The sequence below is a fragment of the Campylobacter vulpis genome (assembly GCF_014217995.1).
GTDB lineage: Bacteria > Campylobacterota > Campylobacteria > Campylobacterales > Campylobacteraceae > Campylobacter_D > Campylobacter_D vulpis.
In genome coordinates this window covers 971,677-993,540 of sequence record NZ_CP041617.1, presented here as the reverse complement: position 1 = coordinate 993,540, position 21,864 = coordinate 971,677, and the positions used below count along the sequence as shown (strand labels likewise).

Genomic DNA, 21,864 nt, shown 5'->3' with positions numbered 1-21,864 from the left:
TTTAAAATTAAAGTTCGCTTTTAAAAGAATTTAAAGGATTAAGTTTGGGTGTTTTTAGAGTGTAATTTTTAAAGGCTTTTTCGCAGCAAAATCGTTTGATATTTTCTAAGTAAAGCACGGAAATTTCAGCCTTTTTTACAAAGGCTTTCAAAAATTTCTTGCAAGGCTCTTTTATCTTTAACTAAAAGGAGAATGCAAAGGCTTGTTTCGCTACCTCTAAAGGTTATGGGGATATTAAATTGCTCGCTTAAAATGATGATTTACGCATTTCCTCTTTTGTAAAAATTCTTGGCATAATTTTTTGAAAGGCTTTAGCATAAATTTCCCTTCAAGCATTAACGAATTATACTTTTTAGTTATAATATAGGAATTAACTAAAGATTTGTTTCATAAGGAAAAAAATGCCAACTTTGTATCTTCACTCACTAGGGTGTAATAAAAATTTAGTCGATAGTGAGATTATGCTAGGACGCCTTGAAAATTATACTTTATGCGATGAGCCTAGTAAGGCTGATGTTTTGATAGTCAATACCTGCGGTTTTATTGAAAGTGCGAAAAAAGAGAGCATAGAGACGATTTTGAGTTTGCATAAAGAGCGTAAAAAAAACTCTTTACTTGTGGTTACGGGCTGTTTGATGCAACGCTACAAAGAGGAGCTAATGAAAGCCTTGCCTGAGGTGGATTTATTTACTGGGGTGGGTGATTTTGAAAAGATTGATACGCTTATTTTAAAAAAGCAAAACCTATTTTCAACTTCGACTTATTTGCAAGAAGAGGGCGTTAAAAGGGTCATCACAGGTTCAAATTCGCACGCTTTTATAAAGATTAGCGAGGGTTGTAATCAAAGCTGTGCTTTTTGTGCCATACCACATTTTAAAGGACGCCTTAAATCGCGTGAAATTTCAAGCATTATAAAAGAGCTTGAAAGCTTGATAGCTAGGGGTTATAAGGACTTTTCTTTCATTGCGCAAGATAGCTCGTCTTATCTTTTTGATAAGGGGCAAAGAAACGGGCTTTTGCGTTTGATTGAGGAGGTGGAAAAGCTTAGTGGTATAAGGGCTGCGCGTATTTTATACCTTTATCCTAGCACTTTAAGTGAGGAAGTGGTGCGTAAAATCATTGCTTCAAAAGTTTTTGTGAATTATTTTGATATGCCCTTGCAGCATATTAGCGATAAAATGCTAAAAATTATGAAAAGAGGGAGTAAAAAAGAGCAAATTTTAAAGCTTTTAAAGATGATGAGAGAGGCTAATGATAGCTTTTTACGCACTGGTTTTATTGTAGGACATCCGGGGGAGAGTGAAGAGGACTTTAAGGAACTTTGTGAATTTGTGGAGGGCTTTGGTTTTGATAGGATTAGCGTGTTTGGTTATTCTAAGGAAGAGGATACTTTAGCCTTTACAATGGAACAAGTGCCTAAGAAAGTCATCAATGCCCGCCTTAAAATTTTAGAACAAATTGTCGCAAAAAGTCTTGAAAAAAGCTTTAAAAAAGAAGTCGGTCAAAAACGCTTGGTTGTTTGTGAGGGAGAGAGTAGTGAGGGGGAATTTTTCATCGCGGGGAAAGATTTGCGTTGGGATAGGGAGATTGATGGGGAAATTCTCATTAATGAAAGTGAGTGTGGAGTCTTAGAGCGGGGGCAAATTTATGAATGCGAGATTACACAAGCGCTTGATGTAAAACTCATTGCTAAGGCTTTAAAGCTTGCCTAAATTAAGCCTTTTGGAGCATTTAAGAGGGCGTAAAAATTTACTTGCTTTTAGCTATGGAAGCGATAGCACGGCTTTATTTTATCTGCTTGAGCGTGAAAATATCGCTTTTGATATGGCTTTGATTAATTATAAAATGCGTATTAGTAGTGATGTGGAAGAAAAAGAAGCAAGGAATTTGGCTAAAGAGTTTCATAAGCAAATTTTCACCCAAACAGCACCACAATTTAAGGGGAATTTTGAAAAAAATGCTAGAGATTTTCGCTATGCTTTTTTTGAAAAAATTTGTCTTGAAAAGGGCTATGAAAATGTGATTGTAGCACACCAACTTAATGACCAATTTGAGTGGTTTTTAATGCAACTTAGCAAGGGATCTGGAGTAATGGAGCTTTTGGGAATGAATGCTTTTGAAAAAAGGGCAAATTACACGCTTATAAGACCCTTGCTAAATGTATCTAAGGAGCAAATTTTAACCTTTTTGAAAGAAAATAAAATTCGCTATTTTGATGATGAAAGTAACGAAGATGAAAGCTTTAAGAGAAATTTCATAAGAAAGCATTTTAGTGATGAGTTTTTAAGGCATTTTAGCAAGGGAGTGCAAAAAAGCTTTAGTTTTTTAAGAAAAGATTTAAAGAATTGGGGGGAAATTGAGGAGTTTAAGGGGATTTTAATTTGCGTTAAAAATGCGAGTTTGATAGCAAAGGCGTGTAAAAAACTTGGCGTTTTGATGAGCGAAAAGCAAAGAAAAGAATGTCTTAAAAGCGATTGTGTAATTAGCGGTAAAATAGGCGTGGTGTATAGGGGAAATTTGGCTTTTATCTTTCCTTATGAAAGCTGTGAAAAGCTGCCTAAAAGCTTTAAGGAAAAATGTAGGAAGCTAAGAATTCCTAAACTTTTACGCCCTTTTTGTTTCAATCATCAAGTAGAGCTTGAAACATTGTCAAATTTTGGGCTTAAAAAATAAATTTTTTGATAGCTAAGATGAATGAGAAAAATCACAAAAAAGAGTTGCAAAACAAGTCCCACAAAAGGAAAAGAAGCTAAAAAGTAAAAAATGAGCGTGTAGAATTTAAACTCAAAAGGCGTGGAGTTTTGCTCTTTAAATTTCTTTTTGTCTAAAACAGCACTTAAAACCTCTAAAACAAGGGCATTGTGAAAGAGATAATAAAAGGCTAGAAAAAAGGCGATTAAATTCACAAAAGGGATAAAAAATAAAATTAAAGCCAAGAAAAAAAGCGAGATAAATTTGAGTAAAATTTTAAACATTTCAAGCAATATGCTTAAATCACTCACCCGTTCTTTTAGCTCGTATTTATAATATTTTGCGTTGATTTTAGCAGCAATTTTGGGAGTAAAAAAAGAAAGAATAAAAAGTGAAATGGCACTAGAGTTAAAAATCACAAAAAAACCCACAATTAAAAAATTGAAACTATTAATGATAATACTCACAAAGGCAAAAGAATAAAGCCAAGCAAAAAAGCCCTCACTTTCTGGCGTAAAAAGTGCGTCAAGGTAAGCCTTTATACTCGTAAAAGAATAATAACCTACAATCATCATAAAAGAAAAACTTATTAAAGTGGAGAGTAGGGCATATTTAAAAAATTCAAAACGCGTAAAGTCTTTAAAACTTAGCCAAAAAATATTCATTGAAGTGCCTTATAACGCTTTTCAAGCTCATTATAAATCATCTCATAGCTTAAGATTTGACTTAAAATTTCGTTTAAAATTGCATTATCTTCTTTGCCGTTCCATATTTTTTTATAAAATCCCTCTTTATAGCCGTGTGCTTGTCTAAAGGCGTTTAGGACATTTTTTCCAATGTAGATTTTATAAAGGCTTTCTAAATTTAGCCCACATTTAACACAAAGCGTAAAAAACGCCGATAAAAGCTCACCCATATCAAAGCCAAAGCCGCTGCATTTGTGGATAATTAGCTCAATATCACTAATAATTGCATACATATCCTCATCACTTGGCGTTCCCTTTTCTTTTATAAAATCTCTAAAAGCACCCACAGAGCTAAGCTCCATAGCGATGAAGGAAAGCTCTTTTTTACCCTTTTCCTCAAGCAAAATACTAAGGATAAAATGCCAAATATCCACAAGCTCTATGCGGACATTGTCCCAGTTTGTAGGACTTTTAATGCTCTTCCAGTGCTTCCACGCAAAGGATTCAATTAGCTCCGCACACTCCATATAAATGCACCGCCTCCAACTTATGAGCTTACCCTCCTTAGTGTAGCCATTTTCCCAACCCTTTCCGTTTGTCTCATCGTTTAATTTTTGTTGAAGTTTTAGCATATCTTCTAACATTTGCGTGTTTTTCATAGTGTATCCTTAGGTAATGATTTGCACTTCTTGATTGAGTTTTAAAATTCCTTTTTTAATCTCTTCATTATATATTCCTGCATTTAATATAAGCAAAACATTATTTTTATCTTTTAAAATTTCAGGTGAGAAAACTTTAAATTGTGTGTCATAAAGTCTTTTGCCCCACTTGGCAGGGTCATTATCTAAAATCCCATTTATTTTAGCACTACAAAGCCCATTATAAAGCAAAAATTGCGAAAACAAATGTGCTCCAAAAAGATAAATTTCTTTTGCACTTTCATCAATGAGTTTATTTAAAATATCAATTTTTTTCTCATAAAAGCTCATCATATCTTCAAATAATGCCTTATTTTTAGCGTATTCATTTTTTAAAATCACTTTGTCTTTTTCTATATCTTTGTCAATTTTAAGTGCGTAAAAAATGCTATGCTCCCCAAAATAATGTTTTTTAAGGATTTTAAAGCCGTTTTTAGCACATAAAAATTCCAAAATTTTTTCACTTAAAAAAAGCGTATGTTCAAAGCAAAGACAATTCACAAATTTATTTTCTAGCCATTTTTGCATATTGGGGAGACTAAAGACCATTACCCCCCCCCCCCCCCAGCATTTGAGCGCATTCGTTTAGAAATTTGTTTGGCTCATAAATATGCTCAAAAGTGTGAGAATGTGCTATAAGGTCAAATTTTCCCCCCTCCAAAGCCTCCTTTTCAAAAAAACCATCGATATAATTTATCCTTTCATCTTTAACGCTTGAATTTGGCTCTATGATAGTATATTCTAAACCCTCATCAAGTTTTAAACATTCTTTTGCGAGTTTGCCGTGTCCTCCGCCTATTTCAAGCACAAACCTAGGCTTAAAACTCATAAGAAAATTTGCAAATTCCTCGTGATGTTTTTGCCAAAGTGCTCCAACCGCACCAGCATTATGTCCATTTTTATAAAGTATATCAAGAGGGATAAGCTTTAAAAGCTCTATGCTTCCACTTTGAAAAATGCCAAATTCACAGCGTGCGATAATGTCCTCTTCCACTTTTTCGTCTGTGCAACCGCAAAAAAGTGGAAAATCATAGCTTGCAAGCACTTCATAAGTTTTTTCGCCCGTAATGGCACTTTCTTTTCTTAAAATATAATCCATACCGCTTTCCTTAAGTTATTATAATGGCGTAAATTTAAGCTTTTGTTTTTAACGATTGATTAATATTAGTTTTTTATAATTACGAAGTTAAGAGTTTATTTTTTTTTTTTTTTTTTGTATAATCTCATCTTTGATTTTATTTAAAGGATAAGTGATGAAACAAGGCGATTTTACCGAAGTTGCGAAGCATTATATTAACAGACCTGCTTATAGTGCATTTTTGCTTGAAAAATTGATTAAGTGCATTAATGATACTAATAAGCCTTTAGAGGATTTAAATGTCGTAGAAGTAGGTGCTGGCACAGGTAAGCTTACTAAAATGTTAGCTGAAATTTTTAAGCTTAACATCACTGCTGTGGAGCCTAATGATAATATGCGTGAAGAGGGCATTAAATTTACACAAAACTGCTCAAATATCTCTTGGCAAAAGGGTAGCGGAGAAGAAACAGGTGTAAAAAGTGGTGTGGCTGACTGGGTGATTATGGCGAGTTCTTTTCACTGGACTGACCCGACAAAGTCTTTACCTGAATTTGCACGTGTTTTACACGGGGGGGGGGGGGGGTGTCCCCGGCGCAGGTTATTTTACCGCCATTTGGAATCCACGTCATATAGCAGAGGGATCGCTTTTTGATGAGATTGAAAAGGAGATTAAGCATATTGTTCCAGAGCTTACTCGTGTGAGTTCTGGCACTCAAAATGTGAAAAAATGGGAAGAAATCCTCGTTTCAACAGGGGATTTTAAGGACTGCTTTTTTATGGAGTGCGATTATAGTGAAACTTGGAGCAAAGAACGCTACCTTGGAGCGTGGCATTCTGTAAATGATATACAAGCCCAAGCAGGTGTGTCAAGATGGCAAGAAATTTTAGAGATGATAAATCATAAAATTTCAAAGCTTGAAAGCATAGAGATACCTTATAAAATAAGAGCTTGGACTGCTAAGAAAGTTTAAGATTAAAGGAGAAAATTATGGAAAAATTAGTTGAGCAAGTGTGGGATTATACTAAACATGCGAAGTTTTATTCTTATCGCCCAAATTATGCACCAAAAAGCATTGATATGTTAGTATGTCTAGCACACGGGGGGGGGGGGGGGGTGTCCCCGGCAATTCTAGCTTAAAGGTCGCTGATATTGGTGCTGGGACAGGAAATTTAAGCATTATGCTACTTGAAAGAGCTTGCGAGGTCGTTTCAGTCGAGCCAAATGATGCGATGAGAGAGATAGGCATAGAAAGAACTAAGGGACAAAAAATCACTTGGGTGCGTGCCACAGGTATAGACTCTACGCTAAAAGCAGGGGAATTTGACTGGGTTACCTTTGGCTCTAGTTTTAATGTAATGGATAGAAATGAAGCCTTAGTGGAGGCACATAGGTTGCTAAAAAAAGGAAGTTATTTTTCTTGTATGTGGAATCATAGGGATTTAAATGATCCAGTGCAAAAGATAGCGGAGGATACCATAGTGGAATTTGTGCCAAATTACACAAGAGGCACGAGAAGAGAGGACCAACGCCCTATCATTGAGAGTCGTAAAGATTTGTTTGATAATATCATTTATTTAGAAGAGGATTTTTATTTTCATCAAAGTATAGAAAACTACATCAATGCGTGGAAAAGTGTGAAAAATCCTTACTGGGATTTAGAGCAAGCGGAGGGTGTAGAGCTTTTTGAAAAAATCTCTTCTAAAATTCGTGAGCGTTTGCCGCAAGAATTTGACATCAAATACACGACTCGTTGCTGGAGTGCTAAGAAAATTTAAAGGATAAAAATGGCTTTGAGATTTCAAACAAAGGCTAGAAATTTAGCCGCTTTACAAGGCAAGTTAAAGTCGGCTAAAATCTTACCTTTAGTGCTGACAAACTTAGAGGACTTGGAAAAAAACCCTACAAAAATTTTACAAGAAATCAAAAAACTTAAAGCCACGAAACTCATCATTCGCTCCTCTTCTAAGGCAGAGGATAGCACAAAAAATTCAAATGCCGGGGCTTTTTTAAGCCTCGCAAATATCCACGCACATAACGAAAAAGAGCTTTTAAACGCTCTTTTTAATGTGGGACATTCAATGCCCTCCAAAAAAGATGAAATTTTAATCCAGCCCTGCCTTGAAAATATAGAGCTTTGCGGTGTGGGTTTTAGCGTAGATAAAGATAATTTTGCACCTTATTTTTGTTTGCAATATGATAAAAGTGGCTCAAACTCCTCTATAACGGACGGTAGCGCAGAAAATGCCTTGACTTATTTTCACTACCGCAAATCTTTAAAATTTAAAGATGAGGATACTAAAAGGGTTATTGGCTTAATTAAGGAGCTTGAAGCACTTTTTGCGTGCCATTTTTTAGATGTGGAGTTTGCTTTTGCAAATTATAAGGGTGAAAAAGAGCTTTTTTGCCTACAAGTAAGACCTTTGGTCATGGAGGGAAAGCTTAATTTATTTGACTCTTTACCAAAAGAAGCCTTGGATAGATTTTATAAACGCTTTTTATCCTTGCAGGAGCCACGCCCACGCGTTTTGGGAGAAAAGGCTATTTTTGGCGTGATGCCTGATTGGAATCCTGCTGAAATTATAGGACTGCGTCCAAAACGCCTTGCTTTTAGTCTTTATAAATACATCATCACGGATAATATTTGGGCATATCAAAGGGATAATTACGGCTACAAGGACTTGCGTTCTCACCCACTAATTCACTCTTTTTTGGGAATCCCTTATGTTGATGTGAGGCTTTCTTTCAATTCTTTTGTGCCAAAAAGCTTAGATGAAAATATAGCCAAAAAGCTTGTAAATTATTATCTTAACGCTCTTGATTTAAATCACGATTTGCACGATAAGATAGAATTTGACATTGTGTTTTCCTGCTATGATTTTAACACCCCACATAAACTTAAAAAACTCTTAAAACACGGATTTAACGAAAATGAGCTTAAACGCCTTGAATTTTCTCTTTTAGAATTAACAAACCGCATTATTAATCCTAACGGACTTTATTTAAAAGACATCAAAAAGGCTAAAAAACTTAATGCTATTTATGAAAAACTCACACGCTCAAAACTTTCTTTGCTTGATAAAATTTACTGGCTTTTAGAAGAATGTAAGCGTTATGGCACTTTACCCTTTGCAGGGGTAGCTAGGGCTGGGTTTGTGGCGATGCAAATGCTTAATTCTCTAGTTGAAATAGGCTTTTTCACACAAAAAGAAAGGACAGAGTTTTTAAATTCCTTGCAAACCATAAGCAAAACATTAAGCTTAGAAAGTGAGGGTCTAAATTCTAAAACAAAACCAGTATTTTTAAAGAAATTTGGGCATTTAAGGGCTGGCACTTATAATATACTTTCCCCGCGTTATGATGAGAATTTTAATGCTTATTTTGAGCTTAAAAAAAGCGAAGTTAAGATGAAAGTAAAAGAGAAAAAATTTAGCCTTAGTGTAAGTAAAAAAGCAAAATTTCAAAAGCTTTTAAGCGAACACGGACTTAGTGTTGAGGCTGATGCGTTTTTTGACTTTTTAAAAGAAGCGATTGAAGGGCGTGAGATGGTAAAATTTGACTTTAGCAAACTCCTTTCACAAGCCATTGTTTTCATAGGGGAGCTTGGAAAGTATTATGGTATAGCTAAGGAGGATATGGCACATCTTGATATTAATGTGGTGTTAAATCTTTACTCAAGCCTTTATTCCCAAAGTCCAAAAGAGCAGTTTTTAAGAGAAATCGAGCATAATAAAAAAGAATACGAACTTACCAAAAGTATTAAACTGCCGTCTCTTTTAAGCAATGCGGAGCAAATTTTTTCTTTTTTTAGTGCGAAGCTCTGTCCTAATTTCATCACGCAAAAAAGCATAGTGGCAAATACAGCTAGAGAAAATGAGGAGGATTTGGAGGGTAAAATCGTGCTAATTTATGCGGCGGATCCGGGCTATGACTATCTTTTTACTAAAAAAATCGCAGGCTTTATCACTTGCTATGGTGGGGCAAATTCGCATATGGCAATTCGTGCTTCAGAGCTTGGACTTCCTGCTGTTATCGGTGTGGGTGAGCTTGAATTTCAAAAATACTTAAAAGCAAGTCGCCTTAAAATAGAATGCGAAAGTGAGCAAATCTTTTGTTTATAGGAATTTCACAAAGATTGCTTTTAAATGAAAACTATTATGAGCTAAGAGAGGCTTTAGCGCTTGAGTGGGGGGAATTTTTTAGAGCAAATTTGCAAGGCTTTTTGCCTCTACCACTTTCTTATGAGCTTGATTTTAAGGCTTATGTACCGCATTTAAAAGGCGTGATTTTAAGCGGAGGGAATGATTTAAACTCGCTTAATCCAAACGAGCTTTCTTTAAAAAGAGATGTGTATGAGGCGAAAATTATTTCTTATTGTTTTAAAAAAGAACTCCCACTTTTAGGTATTTGCAGAGGAGCACAAATGATAGCACAGCACTTTAATTCTACCTTAAAACCCTGTCAAAATCACATCGGCACACATCAAATCACAACAAAAAGGGGCGAATTTGAAGTTAATTCTTTTCACAATTTTTGCATTGAAAGCTTAGGACAGGACTTAAAGAGCCTTGCCATGTCAAAAGATGGAAGTATAGAAGCTTTTAAACATAAGAAAAAGCCTATTTATGGCATAATGTGGCACATTGAGCGTGAAAGGGGCTTAAGTGAAAATGCTATTTTTAAAAAATGGCTTAAAGGAGTGAAATGAAAGCGTTAATTTTAGCAGCAGGCTTTGGCTCAAGGCTTATGCCATTGACCGAATTTGTGCCTAAAACTATGGTGAAGTATCAGGGCAAAGCTTTGATAGAGTATGAAATCACGGCACTTAGGGAGGCTGGAGTTGGTGAGATTGCTGTGGTGGGTGGATATTTAGCACCTGTTTTAAGAGATTTTGTAGCTAATCTTGGCATTCATAGTTTTTATGAAAATAAAAATTACGATAAAACAAATATGCTTATGACGCTTTTTTGTGCGAGGGATTTTATGCAAAAGTGTATTGATGAGAAGCAGGATTTGATTATCTCTTATGCGGATATAGTGTATTTTAAAGAAAGTGTGGAGAAATTATCTAAGGTTAGGGCGGACTTGGCTATCGTGGTGGATAAAGCTTGGCGAAAGCTTTGGGAGAAGCGTTTTGAAAATCCTTTAGAAGACGCTGAAACGCTTAAGATAAGAGAGGGTAAGATTAAAGAGCTAGGCAAAAAGCCTTCAAGTTATGATGAAATTGAAGCGCAGTATTTGGGACTTTTTAAATTTTCCTATAATTTTCTACCACAGCTTTTAGCCTTTTATGATGGTTTAGATAGGACGGCTTTTTATGATGGCAAGGATTTTGATAATATGTATATGACGAGCTTTTTACAAGCTTTAATCGATAAATTTGATAATGCTTTGGCAGTGGAGATTAATGGTGGCTGGTGTGAGATAGATTTTAAGAAAGATTTGGAGATAGAATTTGTAACTCTATAATTAAACTACTAAATTTAATTCTATAAACCTTACTTAAAATATTGCAAAAACACCAAAGAAAAATAAAAAGAATAGATTACCCTCAACATCTTATCCAAATCTTTATGGTGGGCCTAACAAGACTTGAACTTGTGACCTCACCCTTATCAGGGGTGCACTCTAACCAGCTGAGCTATAGGCCCTTTATAATGGTGGAGAATAGCGGGATCGAACCGCTGACCTCCTGCGTGCAAAGCAGGCGCTCTCCCAGCTGAGCTAATTCCCCAAAATTAGCTTATCAATCTTTAAAATCTAAACAAGGACAATTGAATAAGTTAGCTTTGTGAGAAAGCTACTTTTATACTCTATCCTAACGAAAGGATAAAGTTGTACTCTAGAAAGGAGGTGATCCAACCGCAGGTTCTCCTACGGTTACCTTGTTACGACTTCACCCCAGTCGCTGATTCCACTGTGGGGGATAACTAGTTTAGTATTTCCACTTCGAGTGAAATCAACTCCCATGGTGTGACGGGCGGTGAGTACAAGACCCGGGAACGTATTCACCGCAACATGGCTGATTTGCGATTACTAGCGATTCCGGCTTCATGCTCTCGAGTTGCAGAGAACAATCCGAACTGGGACATATTTTATAGATTTGCTCCACCTCGCGGTATTGCGTCTCATTGTATATGCCATTGTAGCACGTGTGTCGCCCTAGGCGTAAGGGCCATGATGACTTGACGTCGTCCCCACCTTCCTCCTCCTTACGAAGGCAGTCTCCTTAGAGTGCTCGACCGAATCGTTAGCAACTAAGGACGAGGGTTGCGCTCGTTGCGGGACTTAACCCAACATCTCACGACACGAGCTGACGACAGCCGTGCAGCACCTGTCTCAACATTCTAGCAAGCTAGCACTTCCGTATCTCTACAGAATTTGTTGGATATCAAGCCTAGGTAAGGTTCTTCGCGTATCTTCGAATTAAACCACATGCTCCACCGCTTGTGCGGGTCCCCGTCTATTCCTTTGAGTTTTAATCTTGCGACCGTACTCCCCAGGCGGTATGCTTAATGCGTTAGCTGCATTACTGAGATGACTAGCACCCCAACAACTAGCATACATCGTTTAGGGCGTGGACTACCAGGGTATCTAATCCTGTTTGCTCCCCACGCTTTCGCGCCTTAGCGTCAGTTGAGTTCCAGCAGATCGCCTTCGCAATGGGTATTCTTGGTGATATCTACGGATTTTACCCCTACACCACCAATTCCATCTGCCTCTCCCTCACTCTAGACTATCAGTTTCCCAAGCAGTTTAATGGTTAAGCCATTAGATTTCACAAGAGACTTGATAATCCGCCTACGCGCCCTTTACGCCCAGTGATTCCGAGTAACGCTTGCACCCTCCGTATTACCGCGGCTGCTGGCACGGAGTTAGCCGGTGCTTATTCCTTTGGTACCGTCAAAATTCTTCCCAAAGAAAAGGAGTTTACGCTCCGAAAAGTGTCATCCTCCACGCGGCGTTGCTGCGTCAGGGTTTCCCCCATTGCGCAATATTCCCTACTGCTGCCTCCCGTAGGAGTCTGGACCGTGTCTCAGTTCCAGTGTGACTGATCATCCTCTCAGACCAGTTAAGCGTCATAGCCTTGGTAAGCCTTTACCTTACCAACTAGCTGATACTATATAGTCTCATCCTACACCGAAAAACTTTCCCTATCTAACTTATGTTAAATAGGAGTATGGGGTATTAGCACTCATTTCTAAGTGTTGTCCCCCAGTGTAGGGCAGATTAACTATACCTTACTCACCCGTGCGCCACTAATCCACTTCTAGCAAGCTAAAAGCTTCATCGTTCGACTTGCATGTATTAGGCACGCCGCCAGCGTTCACTCTGAGCCAGGATCAAACTCTCCATATTAATTTCTTTAATATAGGCAAAGCCTCATTAAGAGAAGTAAGACTAAAGATAAGATTGTCCTAAAACAATCATCTATGCTTAAGGTTTGCCCTTAGTATCTTTAGTTTAATCATATGAAGTTTTAATCTAAAACTTTTAATGTTTATTTCACTTTATTTATAAAGTGTGGCTCAATCGTCACTTATTTAGATTTCAAAGATTGACTATAAGATTTGAATAACAATATTGATGTTAAAGAACAGAACTTTTTAGGTTTTTAATAAGGCTTAAAGCTGAGATTAAAAACAAAAAGAAATGAAATTATAGTAAAGAAAGCTTAAGGGGAGGTTAAAGTTGGGGAGGAATTGAGAAATGTTATAAAATTTCTCTTTGTCCTTTGGAGTCTGGCTCACTTAAAATTCCCATTTGGCTTAATTGCTCAATAATATTTGCAGCTCTATTGTAACCTATTTTAAGGCGGCGTTGTAGATAAGAAATACTTGTTTTTTTATCTTCTAAGATGACTTTTTTTGCTTCCTCAAAAAGTTCATCAAGCCCTCCCTCAATCTCGCCATTTGCCGTTACTCCACTACTTTGCTCATCTTTTAAAAAGCTATCATCATATTCTGCAAGCTGCTGTTCTTTTAGAAAATCCACAATTTTTTCAATTTCAAATTCACTAGCAAAAGGAGCGTGTAGGCGAACAATGTTACTTGTTCCAGGAGGGGTAAAAAGGCAGTCTCCACGACCCAATAAACTTTCAGCACCCATAGCATCAAGTATGACTTTTGAGTCTATTTTTTGTCCTACTTTGTAAGAAATTCGGCTTGGCAAATTTGCTTTAATTAGTCCTGTAACCACATCAACAGATGGGCGTTGAGTCGCTACGATGAGATGAATTCCGCTCGCTCTTGCCATTTGGGCTAAACGCCCAATATAAAATTCCACATCTTTACCTGCCGTCATCATCAAATCCGCTAATTCATCGATGATTACAACGATGAAAGGCAATTCCTCCGCTTCGCCACTTAATCTTACTTTTTCATTATAATTTTCTATATTTTTAGTTTTTGCTTCAGCCATAAGGCGGTATCTACGCTCCATTTCTGCGACCATATTAGAAAGAGCATTAACAGCTTTTTTTGGGTCGGTGATGACGGGAGTTAAAAGGTGCGGTATGTCATTATAAATGCTAAATTCTAGCATTTTTGGATCTATCATCATCAAACGCAGGGTTTTAGGGCTATTGCGGTATAGTAAGCTTAAAAGCATAGCGTTTATCCCAACGCTTTTTCCACTTCCTGTTGTTCCCGCTATGAGGAGATGGGGGAGTTTTTTAAGGTCTGTTACAAAAGCATTTCCTACTATATCCTTACCTAAGGCTATGGTAAGAGGGCTTTTTGAGTTGCGAAAAACTTCACTTTCTAAAATTTCTCTTAAATAAATGGTTTGCGTTTCTTCATTTGGCACTTCAATGCCGACTACATCTTTACCTGGAATAGGTGCTTGTATGCGGATAGAGCGCGCTTTTAAAGCCATCGCTAAATCATCTTGCAAATTTAAAATTCGGCTTACTTTTACATCAGCACTAGGGCGAAATTCAAAGGTTGTTACCACAGGTCCTGTATAGGTGCTAATCACATCGCCTCCTATTTTAAAGCGGCGTAATTTCTCAAGCAAATCATAAATTTTTTTATCAATCTCACTTTCGTCAATTTCTTGTTTTTTTTCATTGGGATTTGCGAGAAAGTCAAGCGGTGGCAGACAAAAATCCTTTGGATTTTCAAAGTCTCCTTGCTCTATCTCTGCTAAAAGGGCTTGGTTGATGGCTATTTCTTTGGCTAGAATACTTCTTTTTTGTGGCAAATTTTCCTCTAATACCATCTCAAAATCTTCTTTTGGTGGCATTTTTTTCTCATCATTAAAATGAGGTATTTCGTCTTTTTTTTCGACATCTTCAAGCTTGATAATGGAAGGCTTTGGTGGCATTATCGGGCTATCAAGCTCTTCGACGACAAATTCCACATCTTGCTCTATATTTTCTTTTAATTCTATGATTTCAAAATCGTCATTGCCTATTTGCGGTTGTAAATTTGTTGGAGGAGTGCTTTGAATTTCTGGCGTTTTGATTAGGGAGGCTGTTTCTTCTTTAAAGCTGTATTTGCTATTTGTAGGAAGTGGGCTAAGATTTTTCAATTCTTCTTTTTCAAGTCTTTGAATTTGTTCTTGCACCTTTTTTTCTAAAATTTCATTTTGATTTTCTTTATATTCTTTCTCAAGTCTCGCTTTTTGCATTAAATTTTCTCTAGTTTCTAGCTCTTTAGTGAAAATTTTAGGCTTGATTTCATTTTTAGGTGGAGTAATTGCTATATTTTTTCTTTTGTAGCTTGGCTCGTCTAAATTATCTTTAATGTTAATTTGCTGAATATCCTCTGGCTTCTTAGGTTTTAAAAAATGCTCTGGTATCACTTCCATCTCCTCTTGTGGTATAAAATTAAATTCCTCATCTAGTCCCATTATACTTTTACTTGCTTTTTGCGCAAAAGAGCGTAATTCTTTAGAATTTTCATAAATGAAACTTTGAGGATTTAAATTTTCAATTTCTATTTTTTCGTCTAAAATTTGCGTTTTAAGTTTGGCAAAATCGGCTTTTGCATTGCTATTTGCTTTAAGATTATTGATTTTTATCTCTTCTTCTATGGGTTTTAAATTTTGCATTTTTGGTGGTGGGACATTTTCTTTTTCTTCTTCTTTGCTTTGTGTTTTTACTTCTGCAAATTCTTCTTTTTCGCTTTCCCCACCGAAAATTTTCATTAAAGCATTTTTGAAATTGCTTTCAAATTTAGCTAAACGCTCCCATTTAATTTCTATTTTAAAGACTTCTTTGATGAAATTTGGAAAAAGTAGGCAAATGGAAAGAAGTAAAATTAAAAGTGCCACTATCCCACTTCCTATATGTCCAAAAAGCGTAGAAAATAGGGCGTATAAAAGCTCTAAAATATAGCCATTATGCTTATCAAACACGGCAAATAAAAGCAAAGTGGCAAAAAAGGCAAAGCTTATGCCAAAAAGCTCTGTGCGTTTAAAAAGCTCTATTTTATAAGATTTTTTAAAATATAAATAATTTAAAACAAAAAGAGCAAAAGGATAATAAGTCCCAAATTCCCCAAATAAAAAGAAATTAAACTCATAAAGCCACAAGCCCATTTGAGGTGCTAACATACAAAGACAAAGATAAAAAATTATTAAAGATGAAAGGATAAAAATAGCTTCTTTTTTGATGTTAAATCCTTAAAATTTTATAAAAGAAGCTATTATAGCATTAAAGCTTTACATATAATTTAACAAGCTTAGTTGAGATATGGTCGTGGTCGCTTTCATCGAGGCTTGATAGGCTAGTTGCGTTTGCATTAAGTTGATTAAAGTTTCCCCATAATCTGCATCATTAACTTTTGTTTTAAGTGTTTGCACATTCACGCTTAAAAAAGTTACGCGTGTATTGACATTGTCTATATTATTATGATACGCACCCATAGTAGTATTAAGCTTATTTATGTGGTCGCTTAAGTGGTCAAGCCTCTCAAGTGCGCCTTGCATACCTGTGTTTCTAGGATTATCTCCGTCTGCATTAGCTCTCATATTTCCACTTAAAACTGCCTCTATCATTAAATCTAAATCCTTAATCACATCAACATTAGGCTCATCAATCACCAAAGAATTATTTGCATTAAAGGAAAAATCCGGTCCCGCAACCTGATTTGCCGTATGATTGTAAGGAGGCTGTGGAAATTGTCCGCTTTGTGAGTCGCTTAGAGAAACGCCTATATTCGTGCCTGTTGAAAGTTTATCTGTAACGCTAATACGCCCACGATAATCCATCGTAACATTTACAGTTGATTTAGAATCGCTCATAAGTTTTTGCAGGGTGTCATATTGATTTGCATTAATTTGCCCATTATTTGGATGTATGCTTTGCGTTGGCACTTGATCGCTTGCAAACATTCCTATGATGTCATTAAGCTGTCTATAAGTTATCTCATTTGGTGGGGTTACGACACCGCTATTTCCTGTGGCTGGATTTGTATGCGTGATAGGAAAGGTGATATTTTGATTAGGATTAGCAGGGTCTAGAAAACTTACGGTTGAATTTTGCAAATTAACCGTTACATTGTAGGTATTTCCACCCTTTGAATTGACGGTTAAATTTAAAGTGGAGTCCATAGCATTACCCGACATTACCTCACTTAGCTTTGTGCTATCTGTGGCGTAGGCATTTGTGCCTTGTATGACTTGAGAAACATTACCTATAACAGAATTTCCGTGCTTTTCAAAAAAGGTATTATCATAGTCCGCTCCATTTGTCGCATTTCCTGCACTATCCGTCATTTTGGAGTTGATAAAATCGGTTTGATGTAGGTCGATTTCAAATTGCTGGTTATTTATCGTTACTTGAACAGGAGATTGTAGGTCTGTGATAGGTCTTGCTGGATTGCCTATGGCTGCTTCCATAACCAAATTTGTTAAATCGTCTTTACTTAAAGGAGGTTGAGCCGCTTGCATTGCAGTTTCTATTTCTTGCATTTCTGTTTTATCGTCAAACTGCGGAGTGTAAGCTACTGCGTGAAAATCAAGCTTATTATTGCCCTCTTTTAAGTCTCTTATTTGAATTTGACCACTATCGTTAATCGTTACATCGACTACTTTTTCAGTGGCAGTATTACCATATAAATTGCCAATTTTTTCTAGCACATCTTCCATTTTATCCGTAGGATTAACCAAAACAGCAGATTTAAAGCTCTGCCCATCAGGCTTGACCCCTTGCACATAAAGGGTGGTTGGTGGAAATTCAAGCCTAGTGTCCTCTTGCTCAAAGTCTTTATCAATTTCTAAATTTTTATCTTTCACGTAGCCAAGCCCGATTAAATCCTGCCATAAATTATCCCCCTTTAAATACTGCTTTTTATCAGGATTCTTATTTAAATCATATCTATTATCCGTAAAGCTTTCATTAGTCGTAATTTGCTTTTGATAATCTCCATCAGCTTTGAAAAATAAATCAAATCCAGGGATATTATAAGGACTTTCCGTCCCCGCACCCGTTACGACATTGACATTATTTTTATCACCAAAATAATTGCCCTTAGAGTCAAAAGGCTTGTGATTGAGCTGGGCTCCTGCGAAAAGGTATTGCCCATTAATGCTCGTATTTGCAAGTTGAACGATTTGCTCTTTTATCTTTTCTAACTCTTTAGCTATGGCTTCACGGGAGGTTTGAGAATTACTATCACTTGCAGCTTGAGTTACTTTAACCTTGAAATTTTCTAGCAATTTCACCATATCCTGCAAGGCTTTCATACTATTTGCAGTCATCTCTTTAGCTGAACTTGTCGCCTCTTTAATTTGCTCTAGAGTTTTTAGTTCATACTCAAGGCGCGTATTATCGATGTAAATGCTAGCATCTTCGTAAGAATCTTGTATTTTCATGCCTGAGCTAAGTTGCATACTAAGTTTATTTAAAGCAGAAGCACCGCTCATCGTATTTTGAATGGAGTTTGTAAAATTAAGTTTATTTGTAACTCTCATTGTCTTTCCTTAATGATAAATTATCTTTTCAAATACTGCTACAACATTACAAGCAAAAAGCGTTCCTAAATTTAAAATTCTTTTTAAAGAATTTATAAACTTAAAAAAGTATAATTACGCTCTTAATATGCCCAAGTGGTGAAACTGGTAGACGCGCTAGACTCAAAATCTAGTAAGGGCAACCTTGTGTCGGTTCGAGTCCGACCTTGGGCACCACCTTTCCAAATTAATCTTTACAATGATAGTTTTTTTAAGCGTATATAAATTTATAGCAATATCTGTCTTATTATTCTTTTTAATTGTTCTCATCGTATTTCTTATATTCTTTATTACTTTAAGCTTTTGCGTTGTTTTATGTAGTATAAATTTGCAATTTAAATATTTTATCTATAGTTATATTATTTCTTTAGCGGTAGAGTCAAAAACATGATTTTAAATATCGCAAATTTTCAAATACTCTTCCATACTTTCATGAAGATAGTTGCAAAGGTTTAAAATTTTTTAAGTAAATGGTGTTGCAAAGATTATTGGGGACAAAAACTCCGTTTCATTAAGAAATAGTAAGGTTTTCTTTTTGCAGAGTGTGGCTAAGTTAATACTGAAGTCTATTTTTTTTGTTTTTCTAAATAAGCTACCTTCAGGTAGCTTATTTTGTATTTTTAAGGTTTTTGACGATTTTATCTATCTCTTTGCTTGCTTTTTTGTAGTCTCCGTCCTTTAATTCTTCTAAGGCTTTTACTGCAAAGTCAAAATCGACCATTTCCTCTTCCCTTTCCGTTTCTTTAAGGTTTTTTACTAATTTATCTATCTCTTTGCTTGCTTTTTTGTAGTCTCCGTCCTTTAATTCTTCTAAAGCATTAACAGCACTAGAAAAATCTTCAATTTCATTTAAATAAGATTCGATAGCCTCGCGAATTATGACAGATTTTGGCTTAGAGAGATTTTTACTTAAAGAGTCTAGCCTCTCTTTGAGTGTAGAGGAGAGTTTAAGAGAGTAATTTGTCATTTTAGTTTTCATTTTTATCCTTTCTTTAAGATTGTATTTTGTGGAAACGAATTGCTTGTTTGCAGTTTTTACAAATGAATTTTTTGCCTTGAAGTTCCATTTTCTGATGGATTGTGTAAGGCACATCGTGAATTTTGCCCTCGCAGTCGCAGATATAAAGATAAATTTGCTCCTTGTCCGCATCTTCATCTTCGCTTAACTCAAAGCTTACTTCACCGCCACCATCATCACTTATACCTGCACTTCGCCATTTTTGCACTTTCATATCTTCATACAAGATATGTTCTAAAAGCCATTTTTTAGCAACTATGTAGAGTTTTTCTTTAAGGTCATTTGTGGATTTAATGTCTTTAATGAGATTGATCATTGTTTGGATAATTTCTTTATGAATTTTGCGATGTGCCTCAAGTTCTGGGTAGTTGATAAGGTGCATATATTTTTCTTCATCATTAAAATGATCTTTCATATAATTGAAAAATTCCGCAAGTAAATCTTTGACATCGTTTTTACTTACGGCTTTATCTGATACCATTTCAACCTTAGCGGCTAATTCAAAAAGTTTTTTATGCTGCTTGTCTATTTTGGCATTATGAACGCTAAAGCTCTCGTCCCATTTTGGAAGCATAATGACTCCTTTAAATAAATTTGCTAGATTATAAATTTATTTAAATAAAAATGAATTTAAAATGCTTTCTATTTTTGCTAAAATAAGCTTTTTTGAAAGGAAAATTGTGTCGGCTAGAATTTTAGTATTAGAAGATGATTTAAGTTTGGGTGAGATTATACAAGAATATTTAAGCGAGGAAGGCTATGAAATCACGCTTTGCGATAATGCTAAAGAAGCACTTGATTTAGCTTATGAGAGAAATTATGACCTTTGGATTTTAGATGTTAAAGTGCCTTTAGGAGATGGTTTTTCTTTGCTAAAAGAATTAAGAGAGGCAAATAGGCAAACTCCTTGCATTTTTATGACTTCTTTGAATACCACAGATGATTTAAAACAAGGCTTTAGTGTAGGTTGTGATGATTATATTAAAAAGCCTTTTGAATTAGCCGAGCTTTCTTTACGCGTAGAGGCTTTACTTAAACGCTCTTTTTTTCATAAAAATGAGGATTATGAAGATTTAGGAGATGGACTTAAATTTAGCTTTAAAAATCAAATTTTATATAAAGATGATAAAGCCTTAACCCTACCAAGTAAGGAAATTAAACTTTTAACCTTACTCTTGCAAAATAAAAATCATTTTTTAAGCATAGAAGAAATTTTTGATAAGCTTTGGGAGTATGATGAAGAGCCTAGTGAGCTTAGTCTTAGAGCTTATGTAAAAAATTTGCGTAAAATTCTAGGCAAAGATAAAATCATTAATCAGCGAGGCAGAGGCTACCGCTATGGCTAAAAAAGTGGTATGGCAAATTTTACTCATTTATCTTACGACCACTGGCGTTTTTTTGACCATTTTTTTTAGCATTTGGTATGAAAAACTTTATGAAGATTTAATCCTTATAAAAGGTGAGAATTTAAGAGAAATACGCCGCACCATAGTTGTCAATATCGCAAATAATCGCTTCGTCCCTTTAGAAGAAAATGCTGCAAATATCGCTAAAAGTGCGAAAATTCAATTTGCCATTTTTGATAAAGAAAAGGTTTTTTTTGATAATTTGGATATAAATTATACTAAAGCAAAAGTGAGACTTAAGGGCAGGGGCATTAGTGAGGGCAGGGTATTTTTTATGGCGCCAATGAGTTTAAGTGAGTATTATTTAGGACATAGTAAAGAACGCACGGAAAGTGATGAGGGGCTTAAAATTCTTATTCAAGGCGAAGATGTAGGTAAGGACTTGCTTTTGATTAAATTTGAAGTTTTGAGTTTTGCGTTGTTTGCTTTTGGAATTTTGGGGTTGATTGCTTATATTTTAGTTAAAATTTCCCTTAAACCTATGGAGGAAAAAATAGAAACGCTCAATCGTTTTATTAAAGATTCTACGCACGAGATTAATACGCCCTTAAGCGTGATTTTAATGAGCATAGAACAGCTTGAAAAGCAGAATTTGGAGCAAAGTTCCAAATTTTTACGCATTAAATTAGCTGCTAAAACCTTACATCAAATTTATTCTGATTTGGTTTTTTACAATTTTTCTCATACGCTTTCAAATGAAAAAGAAAGCTTTAATTTGAGCATTTTGATAAAGGAGAGAGTGGAGTATTTTAGATTATTTTTTGAACAAAAAAGGCTTTGTTTGAGACTCGATTTAAAAGCACATTCTCTTTTTTATGCAAATAAAAATCAAATTTCTAAACTCATCGATAATCTTTTAAGCAATGCGATAAAATATAATAAAAAAGGTGGGAAAATCGCTATCATTCTTAGTGAAAATTCTCTTATCATTAAAGATAGTGGTTGTGGAATTTCTAAAGAAAATTTGGCACATATTTTTGAGCGTTATGCAAGATTTAATGAAAATCAAGGAGGTTTTGGCATAGGGCTTTCTTTAGTGAAGAAAATTTGCGAAGAAAATGGCATTTTGATAAGTTGCGAGTCAAAAGAGGGTGAGGGGAGTGCTTTTAGACTTGAGTGGGAATTACTTACTTAAAAGAGCTGCCTCTTTACTTGAGATGAGAGCGTTTAAAATTTGCATTAAATCCTCTTTTTCTTTCAAATTAAGTGGGGGAAGTGGAGCATTTATAAGCTGTGAAACGAAAGCTTCGTTAAGTAAATCGCTATCATTAAATTCTCTTGCTTTTTGAGCGATTTTTAATGCTTTTAAGTCTTTTTTTTCATACATTT

The 21,864-nt window shown here is 35.6% G+C and carries 16 protein-coding genes, 3 tRNA genes, 1 rRNA gene and 3 pseudogenes; 10 read left to right on the top strand and 13 right to left on the bottom strand.

Going from position 1 to position 21,864, the window contains the following annotated elements:
* Positions 1-7 precede the first annotated feature (7 nt).
* Positions 8-151 (bottom strand): hypothetical protein, encoded by a 144-nt coding sequence (locus CVULP_RS05140; protein WP_245821561.1) that lies wholly within the window; start codon positions 149-151, stop codon positions 8-10.
* A 250-nt stretch (positions 152-401) separates the two neighbouring features.
* Between CVULP_RS05140 and rimO the strand changes: the two genes are divergently transcribed.
* Together rimO and tilS are read left to right on the top strand one after the other, a co-directional pair.
* Positions 402-1,712: a 30S ribosomal protein S12 methylthiotransferase RimO gene (gene rimO / locus CVULP_RS05135; protein ID WP_099507722.1), complete on the top strand. Its 1,311-nt coding sequence runs from the start codon at positions 402-404 to the stop codon at positions 1,710-1,712.
* Positions 1,705-2,673, top strand: coding sequence for a tRNA lysidine(34) synthetase TilS (gene tilS, locus CVULP_RS05130; protein ID WP_099460866.1), 969 nt, complete (start codon positions 1,705-1,707; stop codon positions 2,671-2,673). The genes rimO and tilS overlap by 8 nt, the downstream gene beginning before the upstream one ends.
* Here tilS and CVULP_RS05125 read toward each other — a convergent pair.
* From CVULP_RS05125 to CVULP_RS05110, 4 genes are read right to left on the bottom strand one after another with little or no spacing between them, the layout of a single operon-like run.
* The gene (locus CVULP_RS05125; protein ID WP_099507720.1) at positions 2,628-3,356 is read right to left on the bottom strand and encodes an EI24 domain-containing protein; all 729 of its coding nucleotides are present in this window, start codon (positions 3,354-3,356) and stop codon (positions 2,628-2,630) included. The genes tilS and CVULP_RS05125 overlap by 46 nt on opposite strands.
* Positions 3,353-4,036: a dUTPase gene (gene dut, locus CVULP_RS05120; protein ID WP_099507719.1), complete on the bottom strand. Its 684-nt coding sequence runs from the start codon at positions 4,034-4,036 to the stop codon at positions 3,353-3,355. Before dut ends, CVULP_RS05125 begins: the two co-directional genes overlap by 4 nt.
* A 9-nt stretch (positions 4,037-4,045) precedes the next feature.
* A complete protein-coding gene (locus CVULP_RS05115; RefSeq protein WP_252195527.1) occupies positions 4,046-4,624 on the bottom strand; it encodes a hypothetical protein in 579 nt (192 codons plus the stop codon).
* Positions 4,614-5,174: a class I SAM-dependent methyltransferase gene (locus CVULP_RS05110; protein ID WP_252196052.1), complete on the bottom strand. Its 561-nt coding sequence runs from the start codon at positions 5,172-5,174 to the stop codon at positions 4,614-4,616. The genes CVULP_RS05115 and CVULP_RS05110 overlap by 11 nt, the downstream gene beginning before the upstream one ends.
* A 154-nt stretch (positions 5,175-5,328) precedes the next feature.
* Here CVULP_RS05110 and CVULP_RS05105 point away from each other — a divergent pair.
* From CVULP_RS05105 to CVULP_RS05085, 5 genes and pseudogenes are all read left to right on the top strand, one after another.
* A pseudogene (locus CVULP_RS05105) lies at positions 5,329-6,124 on the top strand (class I SAM-dependent methyltransferase).
* Between the two features lie 17 nt (positions 6,125-6,141).
* Positions 6,142-6,929: pseudogene (locus CVULP_RS05100) on the top strand (class I SAM-dependent methyltransferase).
* Between the two features lie 9 nt (positions 6,930-6,938).
* Positions 6,939-9,272 carry a PEP-utilizing enzyme gene (locus tag CVULP_RS05095; protein WP_099506966.1) on the top strand — a complete coding sequence of 778 codons (2,334 nt, stop codon included), beginning with the start codon at positions 6,939-6,941 and terminating at the stop codon, positions 9,270-9,272.
* On the top strand, positions 9,263-9,859 hold the full coding sequence (locus CVULP_RS05090; protein ID WP_099506965.1) for a gamma-glutamyl-CDP-amidate hydrolase: 597 nt from the start codon (positions 9,263-9,265) through the stop codon (positions 9,857-9,859). Before CVULP_RS05095 ends, CVULP_RS05090 begins: the two co-directional genes overlap by 10 nt.
* Positions 9,856-10,620, top strand: coding sequence for a phosphocholine cytidylyltransferase family protein (locus tag CVULP_RS05085; RefSeq protein WP_265415649.1), 765 nt, complete (start codon positions 9,856-9,858; stop codon positions 10,618-10,620). Before CVULP_RS05090 ends, CVULP_RS05085 begins: the two co-directional genes overlap by 4 nt.
* A gap of 105 nt (positions 10,621-10,725) precedes the next feature.
* Here CVULP_RS05085 and CVULP_RS05080 read toward each other — a convergent pair.
* The 5 genes from CVULP_RS05080 to flgL form a co-directional block, all read right to left on the bottom strand.
* A tRNA-Ile gene (locus tag CVULP_RS05080) sits at positions 10,726-10,802 on the bottom strand.
* Between the two features lie 7 nt (positions 10,803-10,809).
* Positions 10,810-10,885, bottom strand: a tRNA-Ala gene (locus CVULP_RS05075).
* A gap of 112 nt (positions 10,886-10,997) precedes the next feature.
* Positions 10,998-12,510: ribosomal RNA gene (locus CVULP_RS05070) — 16S ribosomal RNA — on the bottom strand.
* 354 nt (positions 12,511-12,864) lie between these two features.
* Complete coding sequence (locus CVULP_RS05065) at positions 12,865-15,711, bottom strand: DNA translocase FtsK (RefSeq protein ID WP_099506981.1); 2,847 nt, start codon at positions 15,709-15,711, stop codon at positions 12,865-12,867.
* Between the two features lie 108 nt (positions 15,712-15,819).
* Entirely contained in the window at positions 15,820-18,072 is a 2,253-nt protein-coding gene (gene flgL, locus CVULP_RS05060; RefSeq protein ID WP_099506982.1) for a flagellar hook-associated protein FlgL, read from the bottom strand.
* 129 nt (positions 18,073-18,201) lie between these two features.
* Here flgL and CVULP_RS05055 point away from each other — a divergent pair.
* A tRNA-Leu gene (locus tag CVULP_RS05055) sits at positions 18,202-18,288 on the top strand.
* A gap of 556 nt (positions 18,289-18,844) precedes the next feature.
* Here the strand turns inward: CVULP_RS05055 and CVULP_RS05050 are convergent.
* Together CVULP_RS05050 and CVULP_RS05045 are read right to left on the bottom strand one after the other, a co-directional pair.
* A pseudogene (locus CVULP_RS05050) lies at positions 18,845-19,090 on the bottom strand (ribbon-helix-helix protein, CopG family); the annotation flags it as partial.
* A 13-nt stretch (positions 19,091-19,103) separates the two neighbouring features.
* Positions 19,104-19,703 (bottom strand): bacteriohemerythrin, encoded by a 600-nt coding sequence (locus tag CVULP_RS05045; protein ID WP_099506984.1) that lies wholly within the window; start codon positions 19,701-19,703, stop codon positions 19,104-19,106.
* A gap of 106 nt (positions 19,704-19,809) precedes the next feature.
* On the opposite strand from CVULP_RS05045, the gene dccR reads away from it, so the two are divergent.
* Positions 19,810-20,475 (top strand): two-component system response regulator DccR, encoded by a 666-nt coding sequence (dccR, locus tag CVULP_RS05040; RefSeq protein WP_099461097.1) that lies wholly within the window; start codon positions 19,810-19,812, stop codon positions 20,473-20,475.
* Positions 20,468-21,670, top strand: a complete 1,203-nt coding sequence (locus tag CVULP_RS05035; protein ID WP_099506985.1) for a sensor histidine kinase — start codon at positions 20,468-20,470, stop codon at positions 21,668-21,670. The genes dccR and CVULP_RS05035 overlap by 8 nt, the downstream gene beginning before the upstream one ends.
* Here the strand turns inward: CVULP_RS05035 and CVULP_RS05030 are convergent.
* Complete coding sequence (locus CVULP_RS05030) at positions 21,659-21,862, bottom strand: hypothetical protein (protein ID WP_099461090.1); 204 nt, start codon at positions 21,860-21,862, stop codon at positions 21,659-21,661. The genes CVULP_RS05035 and CVULP_RS05030 overlap by 12 nt on opposite strands.
* Between the last annotated feature and the right edge of the window lie 2 nt (positions 21,863-21,864).